At 55.9% G+C, this 16,531-nt stretch carries 17 protein-coding genes and 1 tRNA gene; 4 read left to right on the plus strand and 14 right to left on the minus strand.

Annotated elements, in window-relative coordinates; translation table 11 throughout:
- Positions 1–7: 7 nt before the first annotated feature.
- The gene (gene lplA, locus ABLU96_RS17515; protein WP_014227834.1) at positions 8–1,024 is read left to right on the plus strand and encodes a lipoate--protein ligase LplA; all 1,017 of its coding nucleotides are present in this window, start codon (positions 8–10) and stop codon (positions 1,022–1,024) included.
- 49 nt (positions 1,025–1,073) lie between these two features.
- On the opposite strand, the gene deoD is transcribed toward lplA, so the two are convergent.
- The 13 genes from deoD to ABLU96_RS17580 form a co-directional block, all read right to left on the minus strand.
- Positions 1,074–1,796, minus strand: a complete 723-nt coding sequence (gene deoD, locus ABLU96_RS17520; RefSeq protein WP_004098401.1) for a purine-nucleoside phosphorylase — start codon at positions 1,794–1,796, stop codon at positions 1,074–1,076.
- 93 nt (positions 1,797–1,889) lie between these two features.
- The gene (gene deoB / locus ABLU96_RS17525) at positions 1,890–3,113 is read right to left on the minus strand and encodes a phosphopentomutase (protein WP_014837353.1); all 1,224 of its coding nucleotides are present in this window, start codon (positions 3,111–3,113) and stop codon (positions 1,890–1,892) included.
- Positions 3,114–3,165: 52 nt separating this feature from the next.
- A complete protein-coding gene (gene deoA / locus ABLU96_RS17530; protein WP_014227832.1) occupies positions 3,166–4,488 on the minus strand; it encodes a thymidine phosphorylase in 1,323 nt (440 codons plus the stop codon).
- 78 nt (positions 4,489–4,566) lie between these two features.
- Positions 4,567–5,346: a deoxyribose-phosphate aldolase gene (deoC, locus tag ABLU96_RS17535; RefSeq protein ID WP_014837351.1), complete on the minus strand. Its 780-nt coding sequence runs from the start codon at positions 5,344–5,346 to the stop codon at positions 4,567–4,569.
- Positions 5,347–5,762: 416 nt separating this feature from the next.
- Positions 5,763–7,040: a NupC/NupG family nucleoside CNT transporter gene (locus ABLU96_RS17540; protein ID WP_014837350.1), complete on the minus strand. Its 1,278-nt coding sequence runs from the start codon at positions 7,038–7,040 to the stop codon at positions 5,763–5,765.
- Between the two features lie 146 nt (positions 7,041–7,186).
- Positions 7,187–7,966: a metal-dependent hydrolase gene (locus ABLU96_RS17545; protein ID WP_064406226.1), complete on the minus strand. Its 780-nt coding sequence runs from the start codon at positions 7,964–7,966 to the stop codon at positions 7,187–7,189.
- Positions 7,963–9,036 carry a patatin family protein gene (locus ABLU96_RS17550; RefSeq protein ID WP_004128693.1) on the minus strand — a complete coding sequence of 358 codons (1,074 nt, stop codon included), beginning with the start codon at positions 9,034–9,036 and terminating at the stop codon, positions 7,963–7,965. The genes ABLU96_RS17545 and ABLU96_RS17550 overlap by 4 nt, the downstream gene beginning before the upstream one ends.
- A 129-nt stretch (positions 9,037–9,165) precedes the next feature.
- Complete coding sequence (locus ABLU96_RS17555; protein WP_003856556.1) at positions 9,166–9,327, minus strand: DUF1328 domain-containing protein; 162 nt, start codon at positions 9,325–9,327, stop codon at positions 9,166–9,168.
- Between the two features lie 124 nt (positions 9,328–9,451).
- On the minus strand, positions 9,452–10,063 hold the full coding sequence (gene osmY, locus ABLU96_RS17560; RefSeq protein ID WP_064406228.1) for a molecular chaperone OsmY: 612 nt from the start codon (positions 10,061–10,063) through the stop codon (positions 9,452–9,454).
- 217 nt (positions 10,064–10,280) lie between these two features.
- Positions 10,281–11,870: a peptide chain release factor 3 gene (gene prfC, locus ABLU96_RS17565; RefSeq protein WP_064406231.1), complete on the minus strand. Its 1,590-nt coding sequence runs from the start codon at positions 11,868–11,870 to the stop codon at positions 10,281–10,283.
- A 92-nt stretch (positions 11,871–11,962) separates the two neighbouring features.
- Positions 11,963–12,640 carry a pyrimidine 5'-nucleotidase gene (yjjG, locus tag ABLU96_RS17570; protein WP_004098385.1) on the minus strand — a complete coding sequence of 226 codons (678 nt, stop codon included), beginning with the start codon at positions 12,638–12,640 and terminating at the stop codon, positions 11,963–11,965.
- A gap of 14 nt (positions 12,641–12,654) precedes the next feature.
- A complete protein-coding gene (gene rimI / locus ABLU96_RS17575) occupies positions 12,655–13,101 on the minus strand; it encodes a ribosomal protein S18-alanine N-acetyltransferase (protein WP_004098383.1) in 447 nt (148 codons plus the stop codon).
- Positions 13,070–13,483, minus strand: coding sequence for a DNA polymerase III subunit psi (locus ABLU96_RS17580; RefSeq protein WP_014227827.1), 414 nt, complete (start codon positions 13,481–13,483; stop codon positions 13,070–13,072). The genes rimI and ABLU96_RS17580 overlap by 32 nt, the downstream gene beginning before the upstream one ends.
- A gap of 158 nt (positions 13,484–13,641) precedes the next feature.
- Between ABLU96_RS17580 and rsmC the strand changes: the two genes are divergently transcribed.
- The gene (gene rsmC / locus ABLU96_RS17585) at positions 13,642–14,670 is read left to right on the plus strand and encodes a 16S rRNA (guanine(1207)-N(2))-methyltransferase RsmC (protein WP_064406233.1); all 1,029 of its coding nucleotides are present in this window, start codon (positions 13,642–13,644) and stop codon (positions 14,668–14,670) included.
- Positions 14,671–14,838: 168 nt separating this feature from the next.
- Positions 14,839–14,925: transfer RNA gene (locus ABLU96_RS17590), tRNA-Leu, on the plus strand.
- A gap of 19 nt (positions 14,926–14,944) precedes the next feature.
- On the opposite strand, the gene ABLU96_RS17595 is transcribed toward ABLU96_RS17590, so the two are convergent.
- A complete protein-coding gene (locus ABLU96_RS17595; RefSeq protein WP_033836844.1) occupies positions 14,945–15,184 on the minus strand; it encodes a DUF1435 domain-containing protein in 240 nt (79 codons plus the stop codon).
- Between the two features lie 264 nt (positions 15,185–15,448).
- On the opposite strand from ABLU96_RS17595, the gene ABLU96_RS17600 reads away from it, so the two are divergent.
- Complete coding sequence (locus ABLU96_RS17600) at positions 15,449–16,495, plus strand: GGDEF domain-containing protein (RefSeq protein WP_014227824.1); 1,047 nt, start codon at positions 15,449–15,451, stop codon at positions 16,493–16,495.
- The last annotated feature ends 36 nt before the right edge of the window (positions 16,496–16,531 follow it).

Consider the following 16,531-nt stretch of genomic DNA (forward strand, 5'->3'; position numbering starts at 1 on the left):
AATCGCCATGTCAACGCTGCGCCTGCTGCTCTCCGACTCTTACGACCCCTGGTTCAATCTGGCGGTTGAGGAGTCTATTTTTCGCCAGATGCCCGCGACTCAACGGGTGCTGTTTCTGTGGCGCAATGCCGATACGGTGGTCATTGGCCGCGCGCAGAACCCGTGGAAAGAGTGCAACACCCGACGTATGGAAGAAGATAACGTGCGCCTGGCCCGTCGCAGCAGCGGCGGCGGCGCGGTATTCCACGATCTGGGCAATACCTGCTTTACCTTTATGGCCGGCAAACCGGAGTACGATAAAACCGTTTCCACAAATATCGTGCTGACGGCGCTGAATGCGCTGGGCGTAGCGGCGGAAGCCTCGGGCCGCAACGATCTGGTGGTCAAAACCGCCGAAGGCGACCGCAAGGTCTCCGGTTCCGCCTATCGCGAAACGATGGATCGCGGCTTTCACCACGGTACGCTGCTGCTGAACGCCGATTTAAGCCGCCTGGCCAACTACCTCAATCCCGATAAGAAGAAGCTGCAGGCCAAAGGCATTACCTCCGTGCGCGGACGGGTAGCCAATCTGGTCGAGCTGCTGCCGGGCATTACCCATCAGCAGGTTTGCGAAGCGATTCAGGAGGCGTTCTTCGCCCATTACGGCGAGCGCGTGGAGGCCGAAGTGATCTCTCCGGAGAAAATGCCGGACCTGCCGAATTTTGCCGCGACCTTTGCCCGCCAGAGCAGCTGGGAGTGGAACTTTGGCCAGGCTCCGGCCTTCAGCCATCTGCTGGATGAACGTTTTACCTGGGGCGGCGTAGAGCTCCATTTCGACGTCGAAAAAGGCCATATCACGCGCACGCAGATTTTTACCGATAGCCTCAACCCGGCGCCGCTGGAAGCGCTGGCCGCCAGGCTGCAGGGATGCCTCTACCGCGCGGATATGCTGCAGCAGGAGTGCGATGCATTACTCGTGGATTTCCCGGAGCAGGAGAAAGCGCTGCGGGAGCTCTCGGCATGGATTGCCGGCGCGGTACGCTAACGTGCGGTCACCCCGGCCCTCTCCCATAGGGAGAGGGCGGAAGAGATGATTACTCTTTATCGCCCAGCAGAACGGATTCCAGCGCGATTTTAATCATGTCGTTGAAGGTCGTCTGACGTTCAGCGGAGCTGGTCTGCTCGTGGGTACGGATGTGGTCGGAGACCGTGCAGATGGTCAGCGCTTTCGCACCAAATTCCGCCGCGACGCCGTAGATGCCAGCCGCTTCCATTTCCACGCCCAGAATGCCGTATTTTTCCATCACGTCGAACATTTCGCCGCCGTCCGGCGCATAGAACAGGTCAGCGGAGAAAATGTTGCCCACGCGAGCGTCAACGCCCAGCGCTTTTGCCGCGTCAACCGCGTTACGCACCATGCCAAAGTCGGCAATCGCCGCAAAGTCGTGGTCCTTAAAACGCATACGGTTAACTTTAGAGTCGGTGCAGGCACCCATGCCGATAACCACGTCGCGCAGCTTAACGTCCATACGCACCGCGCCGCAGGAGCCGACGCGAATGATTTTTTTGACGCCGAAGTCGGTGATCAGCTCTTTTGCGTAAATAGAGCAGGACGGGATCCCCATGCCGTGACCCATAACGGAAATTTTGCGGCCTTTGTAGGTACCGGTGAAGCCCAGCATACCGCGCACGTTATTCACTTCGCGGACATCTTCAAGGAACGTTTCTGCAATGTGCTTCGCGCGCAGCGGGTCGCCAGGCATCAGCACAACGTCAGCGAAATCGCCCATTTCTGCGTTAATGTGTGGAGTAGCCATCGTTAAATCCTTCTGAATGTTTTACCTGATGGCGGCTATGCCTAATCAGGTCGACAAAAAAGGCCCGGCGAGCGAGGCTCACCGGGCAAATAATCACAGCATGTTTTTGCCGTATTCCATCGGAGACGTACCGAAGTACGTTGCCAGGGTCTGGCCGATATCGGCGAAGGTTTCGCGGTGACCCAGCGAACCCGGCTTCACTTTCGGGCCATAGATCAGCACCGGAATGTGCTCGCGGGTATGGTCGGTACCGGTCCAGGTCGGGTCGCAGCCGTGGTCGGCGGTCAGGATCAGAATGTCATCTTCCCCGACCAGTTCCATCAGCTCCGGCAGACGGCGATCGAACAGCTCCAGCCCTGCGGCATAGCCTGCAACGTCGCGGCGGTGGCCCCAGGAAGAGTCGAAGTCCACGAAGTTGGTGAAGACGATGGTCTCGTCTCCCGCTTCTTTCATCTCTTTGATGGTGGCGTCAAACAGCGCATCCAGGCCGGTCGCCTTCACCTTTTTGGTTATACCGCAGTTGGCGTAGATATCGGCGATTTTACCCACCGATACAACCTGGCCCTTTTTCTCGTCGACCAGCTTCTGCAGCACCGTCGGCGCCGGCGGCTCAACGGCCAAATCGTGGCGGTTACCGGTGCGCTGGAAGTTGCCGGCTTTGTCGCCGATAAACGGACGCGCGATAACGCGACCGATGTTGTAGCCGCCTTCGGTCAGCTCTTCACGCGCGATTTCACACAGCTCGTACAGCTTATCGAGACCAAAGGTCTCTTCATGGCAGGCAATCTGGAATACCGAGTCAGCGGAGGTATAGAAAATCGGCTTGCCGGTTTTCATATGCTCTTCGCCCAGCTGGTCGAGGATAACGGTACCGGAAGAGTGGCAGTTGCCGAGGTAGCCCGGCAGGTTTGCGCGCTTAACCAGTTTATCCAGAAGTTCCTGCGGGAAGCTGTTTTCATGCTCGGGGAAGTAGCCCCAGTCAAACAGAACCGGCACGCCGGCGATTTCCCAGTGGCCTGACGGGGTGTCTTTACCGGAAGAGAGCTCATGCGCCCATGCGTAGGCGCCGATAACGTCCGCGCTGCCGTCCATACCGGCGGCAATTTTACCGGTAGAACCCTCATGGGCTTTAACCAGCCCCAGACGGGTCAGATTCGGTAGATTGAGCGGGCCTTTGCGGCCGTTGTCAGCCTCGCCTTTGGCACAGGCTTCTGCAATATGGCCCATGGTGTCTGAACCGACGTCGCCAAAGCGATCGGCGTCTTCAGTCGCACCGATGCCGAATGAGTCCAGCACCATAATAAATGCACGTTTCATATTATTCTCCGTACCTTTTGCGCTGCAAAAAAGCGATCAGATCAGTATATAACTATTCGGTGATACGACGATAGACCGTCGGCGTCATTTCAGGCGCTTTATCGTCAAGTTTAATGGCCGCTTTCACGGCTTTGGCCGCTTCCTGCCAGCTGTTTTCATCTTTAGCATGGATAACCGCCAGCGGCTGCTGCGCGTCGATACGCGCGCCGAGGCGAACCACGTCGGTGAAACCGACGCTGTAATCAATCAGATCCGATGCCTGACGGCGACCGCCGCCCATTGATACCACCGCCATGCCCAGCGCGCGGGTGTCCATTTCGGCGACAAACCCTTCGCCTTCGGCATAGACGGCTTTGCTCAACATCGCGGCCGGCAGATACTTATCGTAGTTTTCCACGAAGTCGTTCGGCCCTTTTTGCGCCGCCACCATCCGGCCAAAGACTTCTGCGGCTTTACCGTTATCCAGCACCGCCTGTAGCTTCGCCCGCGCGTCGGCGTCATTCTGCGCCAGCTTGCCGGAAATCAGCATCTCGACGCACAGCGCCATCGTCACCTCAAGCAGCCGCGGATTGCGGTACTCGCCGGTGAGGAACTGCACGGCTTCACGCACTTCCACCGCATTACCGGCGCTGGAAGCCAGCACCTGGTTCATATCGGTTAACAGCGCGGTCGTCCGCACGCCGGCGCCGTTGGATACCCCGACGATCGCTTCGGCCAGCGCGGCGGAAAGCTCATAAGTAGGCATAAAGGCGCCGCTGCCGACTTTGACATCCATCACCAGCGCGTCCAGGCCTTCCGCCAGCTTCTTGGCGAGAATGGAGGCGGTGATCAGCGGGATAGAGTCCACCGTTGCGGTGATATCGCGCGTGGCGTAAAAACGTTTGTCCGCCGGCGCCAGAGAGCTGGTCTGCCCGATAATCGCGACGCCGACATCTTTAATGATTTCACGGAAGCGGCTATCGTCCGGGAAAATATCGAACCCAGGAATCGCTTCCAGCTTGTCGAGCGTACCGCCGGTGTGCCCGAGACCGCGCCCCGAGATCATCGGGACATAGCCGCCGCAGGCCGCGACCATCGGCCCCAGCATCAGCGAGGTCACATCGCCTACGCCGCCGGTAGAGTGTTTATCGACGATCGGGCCATTGAGGTTAAGACTCTTCCAGTCGAGAACGGTCCCTGAATCCCGCATCGCCATGGTCAGCGAAACGCGTTCCGGCATAGACATATCGTGGAAAAAAATGGTCATCGCCAGCGCGGCGATCTGCCCTTCTGAGATGGTGTTGTCGCGGATGCCGTTGATGAAAAAACGAATCTCTTCATCGCTCAGCGCATGACCATCACGTTTTTTACGAATAATTTCTTGTGCGAGAAACAAGATAACCTCCCGAGGAAAGAGTCAAAGACCAACCACAGGCCGGACAGCATCCGGCCTTGAGGTCAGGCAAATTACGTATTAGTAGCTGCTGGCGCTCTTACCATCGCCGTGACCCAGCGCTTTCAGCAGGCTTGCCAGCAGGCTGGAAGCGCCAAAGCGGTAGTGACGAGAGTCGGCCCAGTCGGCACCGAACAGTTCATCGGCAATAGCGAGGAACTTTTGCGCGTCTTCTGCGCTACGCACGCCGCCCGCCGGTTTGAAGCCGACGCTCTGCTGAACGCCCATATCGCGGATGACTTCCAGCATGATGCGCGCGCTTTCCGGGGTCGCATTGACCGGAACTTTACCGGTAGACGTTTTGATAAAATCGGCACCGGCTTTGATGGCGATTTCAGATGCTTTACGAATCAGCGCTTCTTCTTTCAGCTCACCGGTTTCGATAATCACTTTCAGCAGCACGTTTGCCGCCGCGCAGGCTTCTTTACAGGCTTTCACCAGGTCAAAACCCACCTGTTCGTTGCCGGCAATCAGCGCGCGGTAAGGGAATACGACGTCAACTTCGTCTGCGCCGTAAGCTATCGCCGCGCGGGTTTCCGCCAGCGCAATAGCAATATCATCGTTACCGTGCGGGAAATTGGTCACCGTCGCGATCCGGATATCCGGAGTACCCTGCTCGTTCAGCGTTTTACGCGCGATCGGGATAAAGCGCGGGTAGATGCATACTGCGGCAGTATTCCCTACCGGTGTTTTGGCCTGGTGGCACAGCGCGATCACTTTTTCATTGGTGTCGTCATCGTTCAGGGTGGTCAGGTCCATCAGTTTCAACGCGCGCAGGCTGCTTGCCGTTAAATCAGTCATTTCATACTCCGACGGCGTATTGCCGTATTAAAGTTTGTTCACCTTGCGAGTCTGTTACTATTGTAACATCCCCTCGCCGTTACACTTCGATATACATCACAGTTAATGAAAACTAATTACTAATTTGCATTACTGTAGAGTGATATGAATCACATAACAAATCCCTGTGCATGCCCCCCGAAGGCCAGACTCTCTTCAAGCATAATCAGGAATCTCAGCGTCGAGGCAATGTTATTATTGTAACATACCCACGCGGTAAACCTCGATATCAGCGCGGACATTTTGTGCGAAAAAATGCCAGATGCATCATGAGTGATTGATAAACAGATAATTATTAAATGATAGGATTTTAACACACAGATGAGAGATCCCCGCGGCGGCGGTGCCGCGGGGTAGGGTCGTGATTAACGACGGCGCTATAGCGCGAGGAAGACGCCCGCTATCGTGGCGCTCATCAGGTTAGACAGCGTCCCCGCCGCCACGGCCCGCATGCCCAGCTGGGCAATTTCCTGGCGACGATTAGGCGCCATGCCGCCCAGTCCGCCAATCAGAATCGCAATGGATGACAGATTGGCAAAACCGCACAGGGCAAACGAGATGATGGCCTTGGTGTGGGTTGAAATCACCTGCAAACCGGCGGCTGCGACCTCGGCGTCGGCTTTCAGGTATTCACCGAAATTCATGTAGGCCACAAACTCGTTGATAATCAGCTTCTGGCCGATAAACGAGCCGGCAACGGTGGCCTCATTCCACGGAACGCCAATCACCCACGCCAGCGGTGAGAAGACCCAGCCGAGGATCATTTGCAGCGACAGGTCCGGATGGTTAAACCAGCCGCCCACGCCGGAGAGAATACCGTTAACCAGGGCAATCAGCGCGATAAACGCCAGCAGCATCGCCCCGACGTTAAGCGCCAGCTGCATCCCGGAAGCCGCGCCGGACGCGGCGGCATCCAGCACGTTCGCCGGCGCCTGCGGATCGGCGTCGTTTTTGTCCATCGCCGGGTTGTCCCGGGGCTGCTCGGTTTCGGGCACGATAATCTTCGCGAACAGCAGGCCGCCCGGCGCCGCCATAAACGAAGCGGCAATCAGGTATTCCAGCGGTACGCCCATCTGCGCGTAACCGGCCAGAACGGAGCCCGCAACCGAGGCCAGGCCCCCGCACATCACGGCGAAGAGCTCGGAACGGGTCATGGTGGCGATATATGGACGCACCACCAGCGGCGCTTCGGTCTGGCCAACGAAGATGTTCGCCGTGGCAGAGAGCGATTCCGTGCGCGAGGTTTTCAGTACCGCGCGCAGCGCCCCGCCGAGAATGCGGATAACAAACTGCATGATGCCGAGGTAATAAAGCACGGCGATCAGCGATGAGAAGAAGACGATGACCGGCAGGACGCGCAGGGCAAAAACAAACCCGCCGCCGCCGAAGACTTCAAACATCTTGTCGGAAACCAGCCCGCCAAAGATAAAGCCGATCCCTTCATTGCCGTAAGCAATCACGTTGGCAACGCCGTTCGACATGGCCAGCAGCGCGGTGCGCCCGGCCGGCACGTAGAGAATTAACGCGCCGATCCCCACCTGGATAATCCAGGCGCCGAGGACGGTACGCAGGTTGATGGCTTTTCGATTACTGGAGAGGAGCACAGCGATGGCTAACAGCACCACCATGCCGATAAGTCCCATGATAATTTGCATACAGAGTCCCTGTGTATTGAGAGTTCAGCCTTAAAACCCCGCGATTATAACGGCATGAAACCATCATGCTCATTTCAGCTCACACATTTTAAGCAAAACAATGAGATAAAAAGGCAGGAATGAGACACAGGTCACTCAGCAAAGCGCTACGGAAGCGCAAAAAGCGCATTTGTATTATCAATCAGGGTATTCGCTATCTCTTCCGCGGGCTCAGAGCGTAGCTCGCATAAGGTGGAGAAGACGCGAGCCACCCGTTCTGGCCTGTTCGGCTGCCCCTGGAAACCGTTCAACGGCATATCCGGCGCATCGGTCTCCAGCAGCAGCGCCGAAAGCGGCAGCTGCGCGATCACATCGCGGGTCTTACTGGCGCGCGGATAGGTAATGGTGCCGCCAACGCCAATCTTGTAGCCCAGTTGCACAAACCGCTCCGCCTGCTGAAGGCTACCGGCAAAACCGTGCACTACGCCGGTTCGCGGTAAAGCGTGCTTTTTCAGCAGCATCGCCAGCTTGTCGTGAGTGCGTCTGGAGTGGAGGATCGCCGGCAAATCGTAGCGTTTCGCCAGCCGCATCTGCGCCTCAAATACAGAAACCTGACGCGCAAACTGCGGATCTTCCCGATAGAGATCGAGACCGATTTCCCCAACCGCGACCAGCTTAGCGTCGCGTTTCGCCAGGCAGGCTTCAAGCCGTTCAAGACTCTCTGCGCTATGCCGTTCAATCGCTATCGGGTGGAGGCCTAAGGCGGCGTAGAGCGCATCATATTTCTCCGCCAGCGCTAACACGCGGGCAAAGTTATCCGCTTCTGTCGCAGGTACCACGATCTGCGTCACGCCAGCCTCCGCCGCCCGGGCAATGCTGGCGCTTTCGTCGCCGATGAAAGGGGGAAAATCGAAATGGCAGTGGGTATCAATAAATCGTATGGTCACGCCAGGTCCTCATTTTCAAAGCTGGCATCATTGGCCTGCACCGCCGCGATGACCGGCGCCTGAGGGATCTCATTGGCCACCGGCGCTGGCGGAATAACGACCGTTTTCGGTACCGCAATACGCGGCGCATGGCGCAGCAGCGGCGGTCTGTCGGCCAGCAGTTTACCGACGGTAGCGAGAAAGTAGCGCCCGCACTGGCGTCCGGTCTTGTAGTCCTCCAGCAACGCCGGAAGACGGCTGCCTAACGCCATACTCTTCAACGGCTTCTGCGGATAAATTTCCAGGATTCTCAGCTTACCCGGCGGTTTTTCAATGAACTCTTGCGTGGAGCGATAGGTGGTTTCGTGATGCTGCACCAGATTCACAAACGGCTGCAGACTACTTTCGCCAAGCCAGCGCTCCATCCGTTTAAACCACTGCGGCGTGTAGTACATCTGGGACGGAACGGTGCGGATCACTACGATGGTTTGCGCCCCTCGGCGGGCCGCTTCCTGTACGGGGATCGCATCGCTGACGCCGCCGTCAAGATAGCTCACGCCATCCAGCAGCACGCCGCTGCGGTAAAAACCGGGAATGGCGCTGGAGGCGCGAATCAGGTCAAGCCAGGTCTGCTGAGTGGGGGAAAAGTAGTTTGGCGTGTAATCATCGCCGCGACAGGCGCACATCCAGAACTCTTTTCCCTGAGCAAAACAATCTTCAGCATAGGCCATCGCCAGCGGCATCTTTTTCGAGGTGGTGTCGACCAGCCAGTCAAGATCGATAAGATTCCCGCCGCGCACAAAACGCATCGGGTCGAAAAACTCGCGGGCGGTGGTGTAGCGGGTGATCACTTTGCGGGCATAGCCGGGCTGGTTGCACAGATAGGCCGAGAGATTTTGCGCCCCGGCAGAGGTACCGAACATCATGTCGAACGGGTTGAATCCCGCGCGCATAAATTCGTCCAGTACCCCGGCGGTAAAAATCCCTCTCTGCCCCCCGCCTTCGCACACCAGTGCGAGCCTGCCCGGCTGGAAGGGTTTAACAGATAACGGCGTAATGTTGCCCAACGTAACGGGAATTCGCTGCCCCACCCTGCTTTCCTGTCTGGCTTATTATAAAAACAAAGGTAACGCAATTTTTAACGCCCTGAAACTGAGAAAGCCAGTCACATTGACTGGCTTTATGTAAGACGGTATTTCACGCGTTAACGTCTTTAACGTCTAGGGACGCCGACGGCCGGTGAACAGGCTGACCAGGAACAGGATAATACCGACAACGAAGACAATTTTCGCAGCCCAGGCAGCGGTACCCGCCAGGCCACCAAAGCCCAGAGCGGCGGCAATTAACGCGATCACCAGAAAAATAATGCCCCATCTAAACATACGTCTCTCCTTACCATAGTTAATGACGGTCGATTTTCTGCGCACTCAGGCCGCGCATACACAACCCTGTGGTGCTACACATCCTGCGGAAAGACCGCAGAATAAATTTTTTTAGTGAATAGATTTATTTGACGCTAAGGTCATTCTTCACGCTTTTGACGCCGGAAACGGCTTTCGCAATACCTTCCGCCCGCTCCGACTGCTTACTGGACTCTACCGTACCGGATAAATGTACAACGCCATCGGTGGTCTCCACCTTCACGTTACGCGACGGAACGATATCGTCAGCCAGTAATTTCGCTTTGATCTCGCTGGTCACCGCCGTGTCGCCGGCGTAGCCCTTCAGAGAAGCAGATTTTTCGTTCTGTACGCTAAGCTTGTCGTTAACGGAGGTCACGCCTTCAACCGCTTTCGCTACGCTAAGCGCCTGCTTATGCTGCTCTGAACTGTCAACCGTACCGCTTAACGTGACGACTTTGTTTTCAGTTTTCACAGAGATATCGGTGCTGCGAATATCTTTATGATCGATCAGCGCCGCTTTCACCCTGGCGGTGATGGTGCTGTCGTCCATAAAATTCCCGACTTTGTTCATCGAATTATCAACGGCTTGCCCGGCATTGCTTGCTGCAGATTTTGCGCTATCCGCGGCCGAGTTTTCCGCATACGCCGAAGCGCTGATTATTGCTGAGCCCAGGAAGAGGGCCAGGAGTGTCTTGCCGCTCTTAAGTTTTGTCATCGTTGTTCCTCGTTATATCTAAGCAGGTAAAGCAAAATAAGTAGTCTATTAAGCCAGGATTCCAAAAATTACTTATTAAATGTAGTAGATACGCGGAAGAGTGCGGCATGAACGGGTAAAAAAGCGCGCAAAACGGTAAGAATTAAGAACTTTCCAGAAAGGGCAATCCGAGGGGAAAATGGCGTGGAGCGCGGCGAAAACCGCGCTCCGGAGAGGATTAGTGCTCGCGGGTTTTACGGAACTGGACGTCAGGGTAACGTTCCTGCGTCAGGTTCAGGTTAACCATGGTCGGGGCGATATAAGTCAGGTTATCGCCGCCATCCAGCGCCAGCTGAATTTCGTTCTTACGCTTAAACTCTTCGAATTTCTTCGCGTCGCTGCATTCCACCCAGCGTGCGGTCGCGACGTTGACGGACTCGTAAATCGCCTCAACGTTGTACTCGCTCTTCAGGCGAGCAACAACCACATCAAACTGCAGCACACCCACCGCGCCAACGATCAGATCGTTATTGGCGATCGGACGGAACACCTGCACAGCCCCCTCTTCAGAGAGCTGAACCAGCCCTTTCAGCAGCTGTTTCTGCTTGAGCGGATCTTTCAGGCGAATGCGGCGGAACAGTTCCGGGGCGAAGTTCGGGATACCGGTGAACTTCATCATTTCACCCTGGGTGAAGGTATCGCCAATCTGAATGGTGCCGTGGTTATGCAGACCCAGGATATCGCCCGGATACGCCTCTTCCACATGCGAACGGTCGCCGGCCATAAAGGTCAGCGCGTCGGAGATCACCACGTCCTTGCCGATACGCACCTGGCGCATCTTCATACCCTTCTCGTACTTACCGGAAACCACGCGCATAAAGGCCACGCGGTCGCGGTGTTTCGGGTCCATGTTGGCCTGAATTTTAAAGACGAAGCCGGTGAACTTCTCCTCCGCGGCATCCACGGTGCGGGTGTCGGTTTTGCGCGGCATCGGCGCAGGCGCCCACTCCACTAAACCGTCCAGCATATGATCGACGCCAAAGTTACCCAGCGCGGTGCCGAAGAATACCGGCGTAATTTCGCCCGCCAGGAACAGCTCTTTATCGAATTCGTTAGACGCGCCCTGCACCAGCTCCAGCTCATCGCGCAGCTGCTGCGCCAGGTCTTCACCCACCGCGGCATCAAGCTCCGGGTTATCCAGCCCCTTCACGATGCGCACTTCCTGGATGGTGTGGCCTTTACCGGTCTGATACAGGTAGGTTTCATCTTTATAAAGATGGTAAACGCCCTTGAACAGTTTGCCGCAGCCAATCGGCCAGGTGATCGGCGCGCAGCCGATTTTCAGCTCGTTTTCCACTTCATCCAGCAGCTCCATCGGATCGCGGATGTCGCGGTCGAGTTTGTTCATGAACGTCAGGATCGGCGTATCGCGCAGACGGGTGACTTCCATCAGCTTACGGGTACGATCCTCGACGCCTTTCGCGGCATCGATAACCATCAGGCAGCAGTCCACCGCCGTCAGGGTACGGTAGGTATCCTCGGAGAAGTCTTCGTGGCCCGGGGTGTCGAGCAGGTTAACCAGGCAGTCGTGATACGGGAACTGCATCACGGACGTGGTGATGGAGATACCGCGCTGCTTTTCCATCTCCATCCAGTCAGATTTCGCATGCTGGCTGGAGCCGCGACCTTTCACCGTTCCGGCGGTCTGAATAGCCTGTCCGAATAACAGCACCTTTTCAGTAATGGTCGTTTTACCGGCATCCGGGTGAGAAATAATGGCAAAAGTGCGGCGCTTGGCCACCTCCTGCAAATAAGGAGACAACGTCATAATTCAATCTTCTTAGTAAACGCGGCAACGCGCCGCGCATGTTGAATACGAAAAAATTGCGGCTATTTTACCCATCAATGGGGGGGAGGCAATCAGTGTTTACACAGGAGTTGCTCCAGTTCGCTTAAAGAGGTGACCGTCCAGTCCGCGCGGAGGTCCGCGGGCAGTTCGCGCTGATGGGGATTGAACCAGCAGGTCGCCAGGCCGGCATTCACGCCGCCGCGAATATCCGATTCCGCCGTATCGCCAACCATCAGCACCCGCGAACGATCGGGATTGCCCGCCTGCGCCAGCGCATAGTCGAAAATACGCGCATCCGGCTTAGCCACCCCAACCTCTTCGGAAATAATGAGCAAATCAAAGTGATCGCGCAGTCCGGTACGTTCAAGACGCGTCTGCTGCAGTGAGGTAAAACCGTTGGTGATGATGCCCATTTTTACCTTCCCCTGCAGCGAATCAAGCAGCGATACCGCCCCCGGCAGCGGCGAGCAGATCTCCGCCATCGCGTTCATAAACGCGGCGTTCAGCTCGCCGGGAGGGACGTTCAGGCGTTCCGCCCAACCGTCAAAGCGCTGATGCTGCAGCTGAAGAGAGGTAATGGCACCGTTTTGATAATCCACCCATAGCGGCTTATTCACGGCCTGGTAGTCCTGAAAATCCTCTGCGGAGAACGTCACGCTATAGTCGAGAAACATCCGCTGTAGGCCGCTAAATGAGTCAAACGTAAATAACGTTTCGTCGGCATCAAAGAAAATCCAGTCCCACTTCATCGTATCACCTTGTCTTACATACTGATTGGCAGTGCCATTATGATGGCGTCCTCACGTCCGTCGACCGTGGGGTAATAGTTGCGGCGAATCGTCGCCTCGTTAAAGCCTAAGCTTTCATAGAGCGCGATGGCGGCGACGTTAGACGCGCGCACCTCCAGCCACAGCGTGACGACGCCGCGTTTTTCAACTTCATCAATCACCCGTTCCAGCAGCGCCCTGCCCAGACCGCGACGCTGGAAAGCGGGGTCGACGGCAATATTGAACAGCGTCGCTTCGTCGAGCACGATTTGCGTAATGGCAAAGGCCGCCATCACGCCGTCCACGGACAGTTGAAGATTCAGATAGCGCTCGCCCTGATTACTGGCAAACGTCTGTTCGCTCCACGGAAAAGCGTGGGCGCGCGTTTCAATTTGCCAGGCGCGGGGCAAATCAGCCGGATTGAGGGTAGAAATCGTGTTCATGTGCGCAAATCTGTTGCCAGAGCGCCATGCGAGCAGGCGTGCTGGTCTGAAGTTCATCGAAAGCGGGCGTGGAAAGCTGTGCGCCCGCCAGCAGCAGCGGCGCGTCGGTGCCCAGCCGCCAGCTATTACAGCGTGCGTCCTGAGGCAGCATCGCAACGCGTTCAGGCGTCAGCTGCATCACCTGCTCCGGCATCAGGGCCAGCGCGCGCAGAATATCGCTGATTAGCGGTTCGGTCAGCGATGGCGGTTCTTCCGCCACCATCACCAGACGAATGTGTCCAGGAAGCGAGATAGCGATTTCACCCTGTAACGCCCCAGGACGACGTAGCGACCACTGGGTGATGCCCAGCTGCTGTAATTGCCAGTCTCGTCGGGATGTCATAGCGAAACACTCCTGTTAATTAAGCGCGCAATATAGCAAATCCGTCGTATCTGCGCCAACAAACTACGCGGCGGTCGGAGCGCATCCCGCCGCCAACAAAGAGGCAGGCCGAAAGATAACGTGTATAATCGGCGCCAGTCTTAATGAAGGAGTGTTTCATGTCCGCTTTTACCCCGGCAAGTGAAGTCTTGCTGCGCCACAGTGATGATTTCGAGTCCGCCCGCGTTCTGTTTGCCGGTGACCTGCAGGATGACCTGCCCGCACGTCTGGACACGGCCGCCAGCCGCGCCCATACCCAGCAGTTCCACCACTGGCAGGTACTGAGCCGCCAGATGGGCGAAAATGCCCGCTATAGCCTGGTCGCAGAGGCCGGCGATGTCGCCGATTGCGATACGCTGATTTACTACTGGCCAAAGAACAAACCGGAAGCGCAGTTTCAGCTGATGAACCTGCTTTCGCTGCTGCCGACCGGTATTGATATTTTCGTGGTTGGCGAAAACCGCAGCGGCGTGCGCAGCGCCGAGCAGATGCTGGCGGAATATGCGCCGCTGAGCAAAGTCGACAGCGCGCGCCGCTGTGGGCTGTATCACGGTCGTCTGGAAAAACAGCCCGCGTTCAATCCAGAACAGTACTGGGGCGAGTATTCGCTGGATAATCTGACGATTAAAACGCTGCCGGGCGTCTTCAGCCGCGATGGCCTGGATGTCGGTAGCCAGCTGCTGCTTTCCACGCTGACGCCGCATACCAAAGGTAAAGTGCTTGATGTCGGCTGCGGCGCCGGCGTGCTGGCAACCGTGCTGGCCAGCCACTCGCCTAAAGTCCGCCTCTCGTTGTGCGACGTCAGCGCCCCGGCAGTTGAAGCCAGTCGCGCCACGCTGGCCGCTAACGGCATCGAAGGGGAAGTGTTCGCCAGCAACGTGTTCTCTGAAGTGAACGGCCGCTTCGACATGATTATCTCCAACCCGCCTTTCCACGATGGTCTACAAACCAGCCTGGAGGCCGCGCAAACGCTGATTCGCGGCGCCGTTCGTCATTTGAACAGCGGCGGCGAGCTGCGCATCGTCGCTAACGCCTTCCTGCCCTATCCGAACGTGCTGGATGAGATCTTCGGCTTCCATGAAGTGATTGCCCAAACGGGCCGCTTTAAGGTCTACCGGACGGTGATGACCCGTCAGGCGAAGAAATAATCCTGCGTTTTTTCGGCGCCAGCAGACGCTGGTCGCCGATGTTTTTCCTCTCTGACCGTCCATTTTTGCAACAATCAATCCAACTGATACAATTAACTATTGACGAATAGCTGAAAACCACTAGAATGCGCCTCCGTGGTAACGATACTTTCATAGTGTCGATGGTATGCGAAGGTGGCGGAATTGGTAGACGCGCTAGCTTCAGGTGTTAGTGTCCTTACGGACGTGGGGGTTCAAGTCCCCCCCCTCGCACCAATATTCTTACCCTTCCGTTTTATCCCATCAGCTTCAAATTCATTATTATCAGCATCATCCCACTGACCAGCGCCACGCATGATGGCAGCAGAACAAAGTGCCTTAGCTGACGGTGCCAAATCATCACCGCTGACATGAGCATTCCCAGCGTCACCAATCCGCGCCAGGCATCTACCGACAAATCGGCAAACCCGAGGACGGCAATCAGTACGCCAGGGATTAACACGCCCCATCCACTCCCTAAAGTTCGCTGCAACATGTTTTCGCCTCTCACAACGATAATGATAACCAATATCATATGGTAATTTTTATCATTTGTCATCCCGGGAAAATAGCGCGTCCTTATTCTTTACGTTTGTGGTAATGACATACATTCATGAAGGTGATAAATTAAGCGGCAAAAAAATAATATATTAAATTATCTGATTATTTCGTAAAAACCTTATTTTGCGCACTGTTTTTTATTATTCACTTCAAACTAACATCACATTGAATTTTAACGATTAATAATGACAACTCCGACATGACTGCACAATCCTGGCGCTCCCATTACGAACAGAAATATCAGTATTCCTTACGGCTATTTTTACTGCTTAATTTAGTTTCATCCGTCTTATCCCTTGTCAGCCCGCTCTTTACCGTCATCACTTTTACATTACCCTGTTTTCTGATAGTTGCCTGCAGCACGGTCCTGCTGCTATGGCACTGTAAATTCTCTCAGCACAAAATAAATATTCCGGTTATTTCTCTGCTATTTGGCCTGCTTTGGGCGTGGCACGTTGCGCTAAAAGCAATGGTGATGGGGCCGCCGCATTTTAACTACCTGGTGATCGCCTTATTAAGCGTGTTATTTATTGGCACCATTGCTTTTTCCAGCAATATCATTGGCTTTACTTTGCACTCTTTACCCACATACCTTATCTGCCTGATTCTTGGCGGAGGAGAACAATGGCTGCGCATGTCCTGGTGCTTTCTGTTGCCTATTGCCGGTATCACCCTGCAAAGCCTTATTCAGAAACGCAGCGATGTATTCACGCAGGGGCTCATGGATAAGCTGCTGAAGGAGCGCAATACCCTTAACGATCTCAGTATGTTGGATCCGCTTACCGGTTTGTATAATCGCCGGGGCTTACAAAACCGGCTGGACACCATTCTTTCTCTCGACGGCGCCGGGCATTACGTTCTGCTACTGGACATTGATCATTTCAAAGCCTACAACGACCACTACGGGCATATGATGGGCGACCAGGCTTTGATTCAGGTCTCCGCCGCCATTCGTAACGCCGTGCGCTCGCGCGACATCGTTGCCCGCTTTGGCGGCGAGGAGTTTATGGTGCTGTTGACCAGCAGCAGTGCGGAAAACGCCCTTCAGGCCGCAGAGCGCATCCGCCAGCGGGTCTACGATCTGAAAATCCCGCATATGTTTAATGAAAGCGTCGCGACCAACGTGACCATCAGTATCGGCATGACGCCGCTGATGGATGCGGATATCGACAGCGCGCTGAAACGGGCGGACAACGCGCTCTACGAAGCCAAAAATATGGGACGTAACATTATTCTCACCAGCTAGGCCTTTACCGCGCGGCAGGCGTCGCCGCGCGGACAA

It is taken from the genome of Klebsiella sp. CN_Kp106, from assembly GCF_040064575.1.
Classification (GTDB): Bacteria; Pseudomonadota; Gammaproteobacteria; order Enterobacterales; family Enterobacteriaceae; genus Klebsiella; species Klebsiella michiganensis.

Excerpts from the sequence above, each read along its gene's own strand:
- lplA (WP_014227834.1), top strand. The coding sequence starts at position 8 with ATGTCAACGCTGCGCCTGCTGCTCTCCGACTCTTACGACCCCTGGTTC.
- yjjG (WP_004098385.1), bottom strand. The coding sequence starts at position 12,640 with ATGAAGTGGGACTGGATTTTCTTTGATGCCGACGAAACGTTATTTACG.
- deoB (WP_014837353.1), bottom strand. The coding sequence starts at position 3,113 with ATGAAACGTGCATTTATTATGGTGCTGGACTCATTCGGCATCGGTGCG.
- ABLU96_RS17600 (WP_014227824.1), top strand. The coding sequence starts at position 15,449 with ATGACTGCACAATCCTGGCGCTCCCATTACGAACAGAAATATCAGTAT.
- rsmC (WP_064406233.1), top strand. The coding sequence starts at position 13,642 with ATGTCCGCTTTTACCCCGGCAAGTGAAGTCTTGCTGCGCCACAGTGAT.
- ABLU96_RS17595 (WP_033836844.1), bottom strand. The coding sequence starts at position 15,184 with ATGTTGCAGCGAACTTTAGGGAGTGGATGGGGCGTGTTAATCCCTGGC.
- osmY (WP_064406228.1), bottom strand. The coding sequence starts at position 10,063 with ATGACAAAACTTAAGAGCGGCAAGACACTCCTGGCCCTCTTCCTGGGC.
- ABLU96_RS17540 (WP_014837350.1), bottom strand. The coding sequence starts at position 7,040 with ATGCAAATTATCATGGGACTTATCGGCATGGTGGTGCTGTTAGCCATC.
- deoD (WP_004098401.1), bottom strand. The coding sequence starts at position 1,796 with ATGGCTACTCCACACATTAACGCAGAAATGGGCGATTTCGCTGACGTT.
- prfC (WP_064406231.1), bottom strand. The coding sequence starts at position 11,870 with ATGACGTTGTCTCCTTATTTGCAGGAGGTGGCCAAGCGCCGCACTTTT.
- rimI (WP_004098383.1), bottom strand. The coding sequence starts at position 13,101 with ATGAACACGATTTCTACCCTCAATCCGGCTGATTTGCCCCGCGCCTGG.
- deoC (WP_014837351.1), bottom strand. The coding sequence starts at position 5,346 with ATGACTGATTTAACGGCAAGCAGCCTGCGCGCGTTGAAACTGATGGAC.
- ABLU96_RS17555 (WP_003856556.1), bottom strand. The coding sequence starts at position 9,327 with ATGTTTAGATGGGGCATTATTTTTCTGGTGATCGCGTTAATTGCCGCC.
- ABLU96_RS17580 (WP_014227827.1), bottom strand. The coding sequence starts at position 13,483 with ATGACATCCCGACGAGACTGGCAATTACAGCAGCTGGGCATCACCCAG.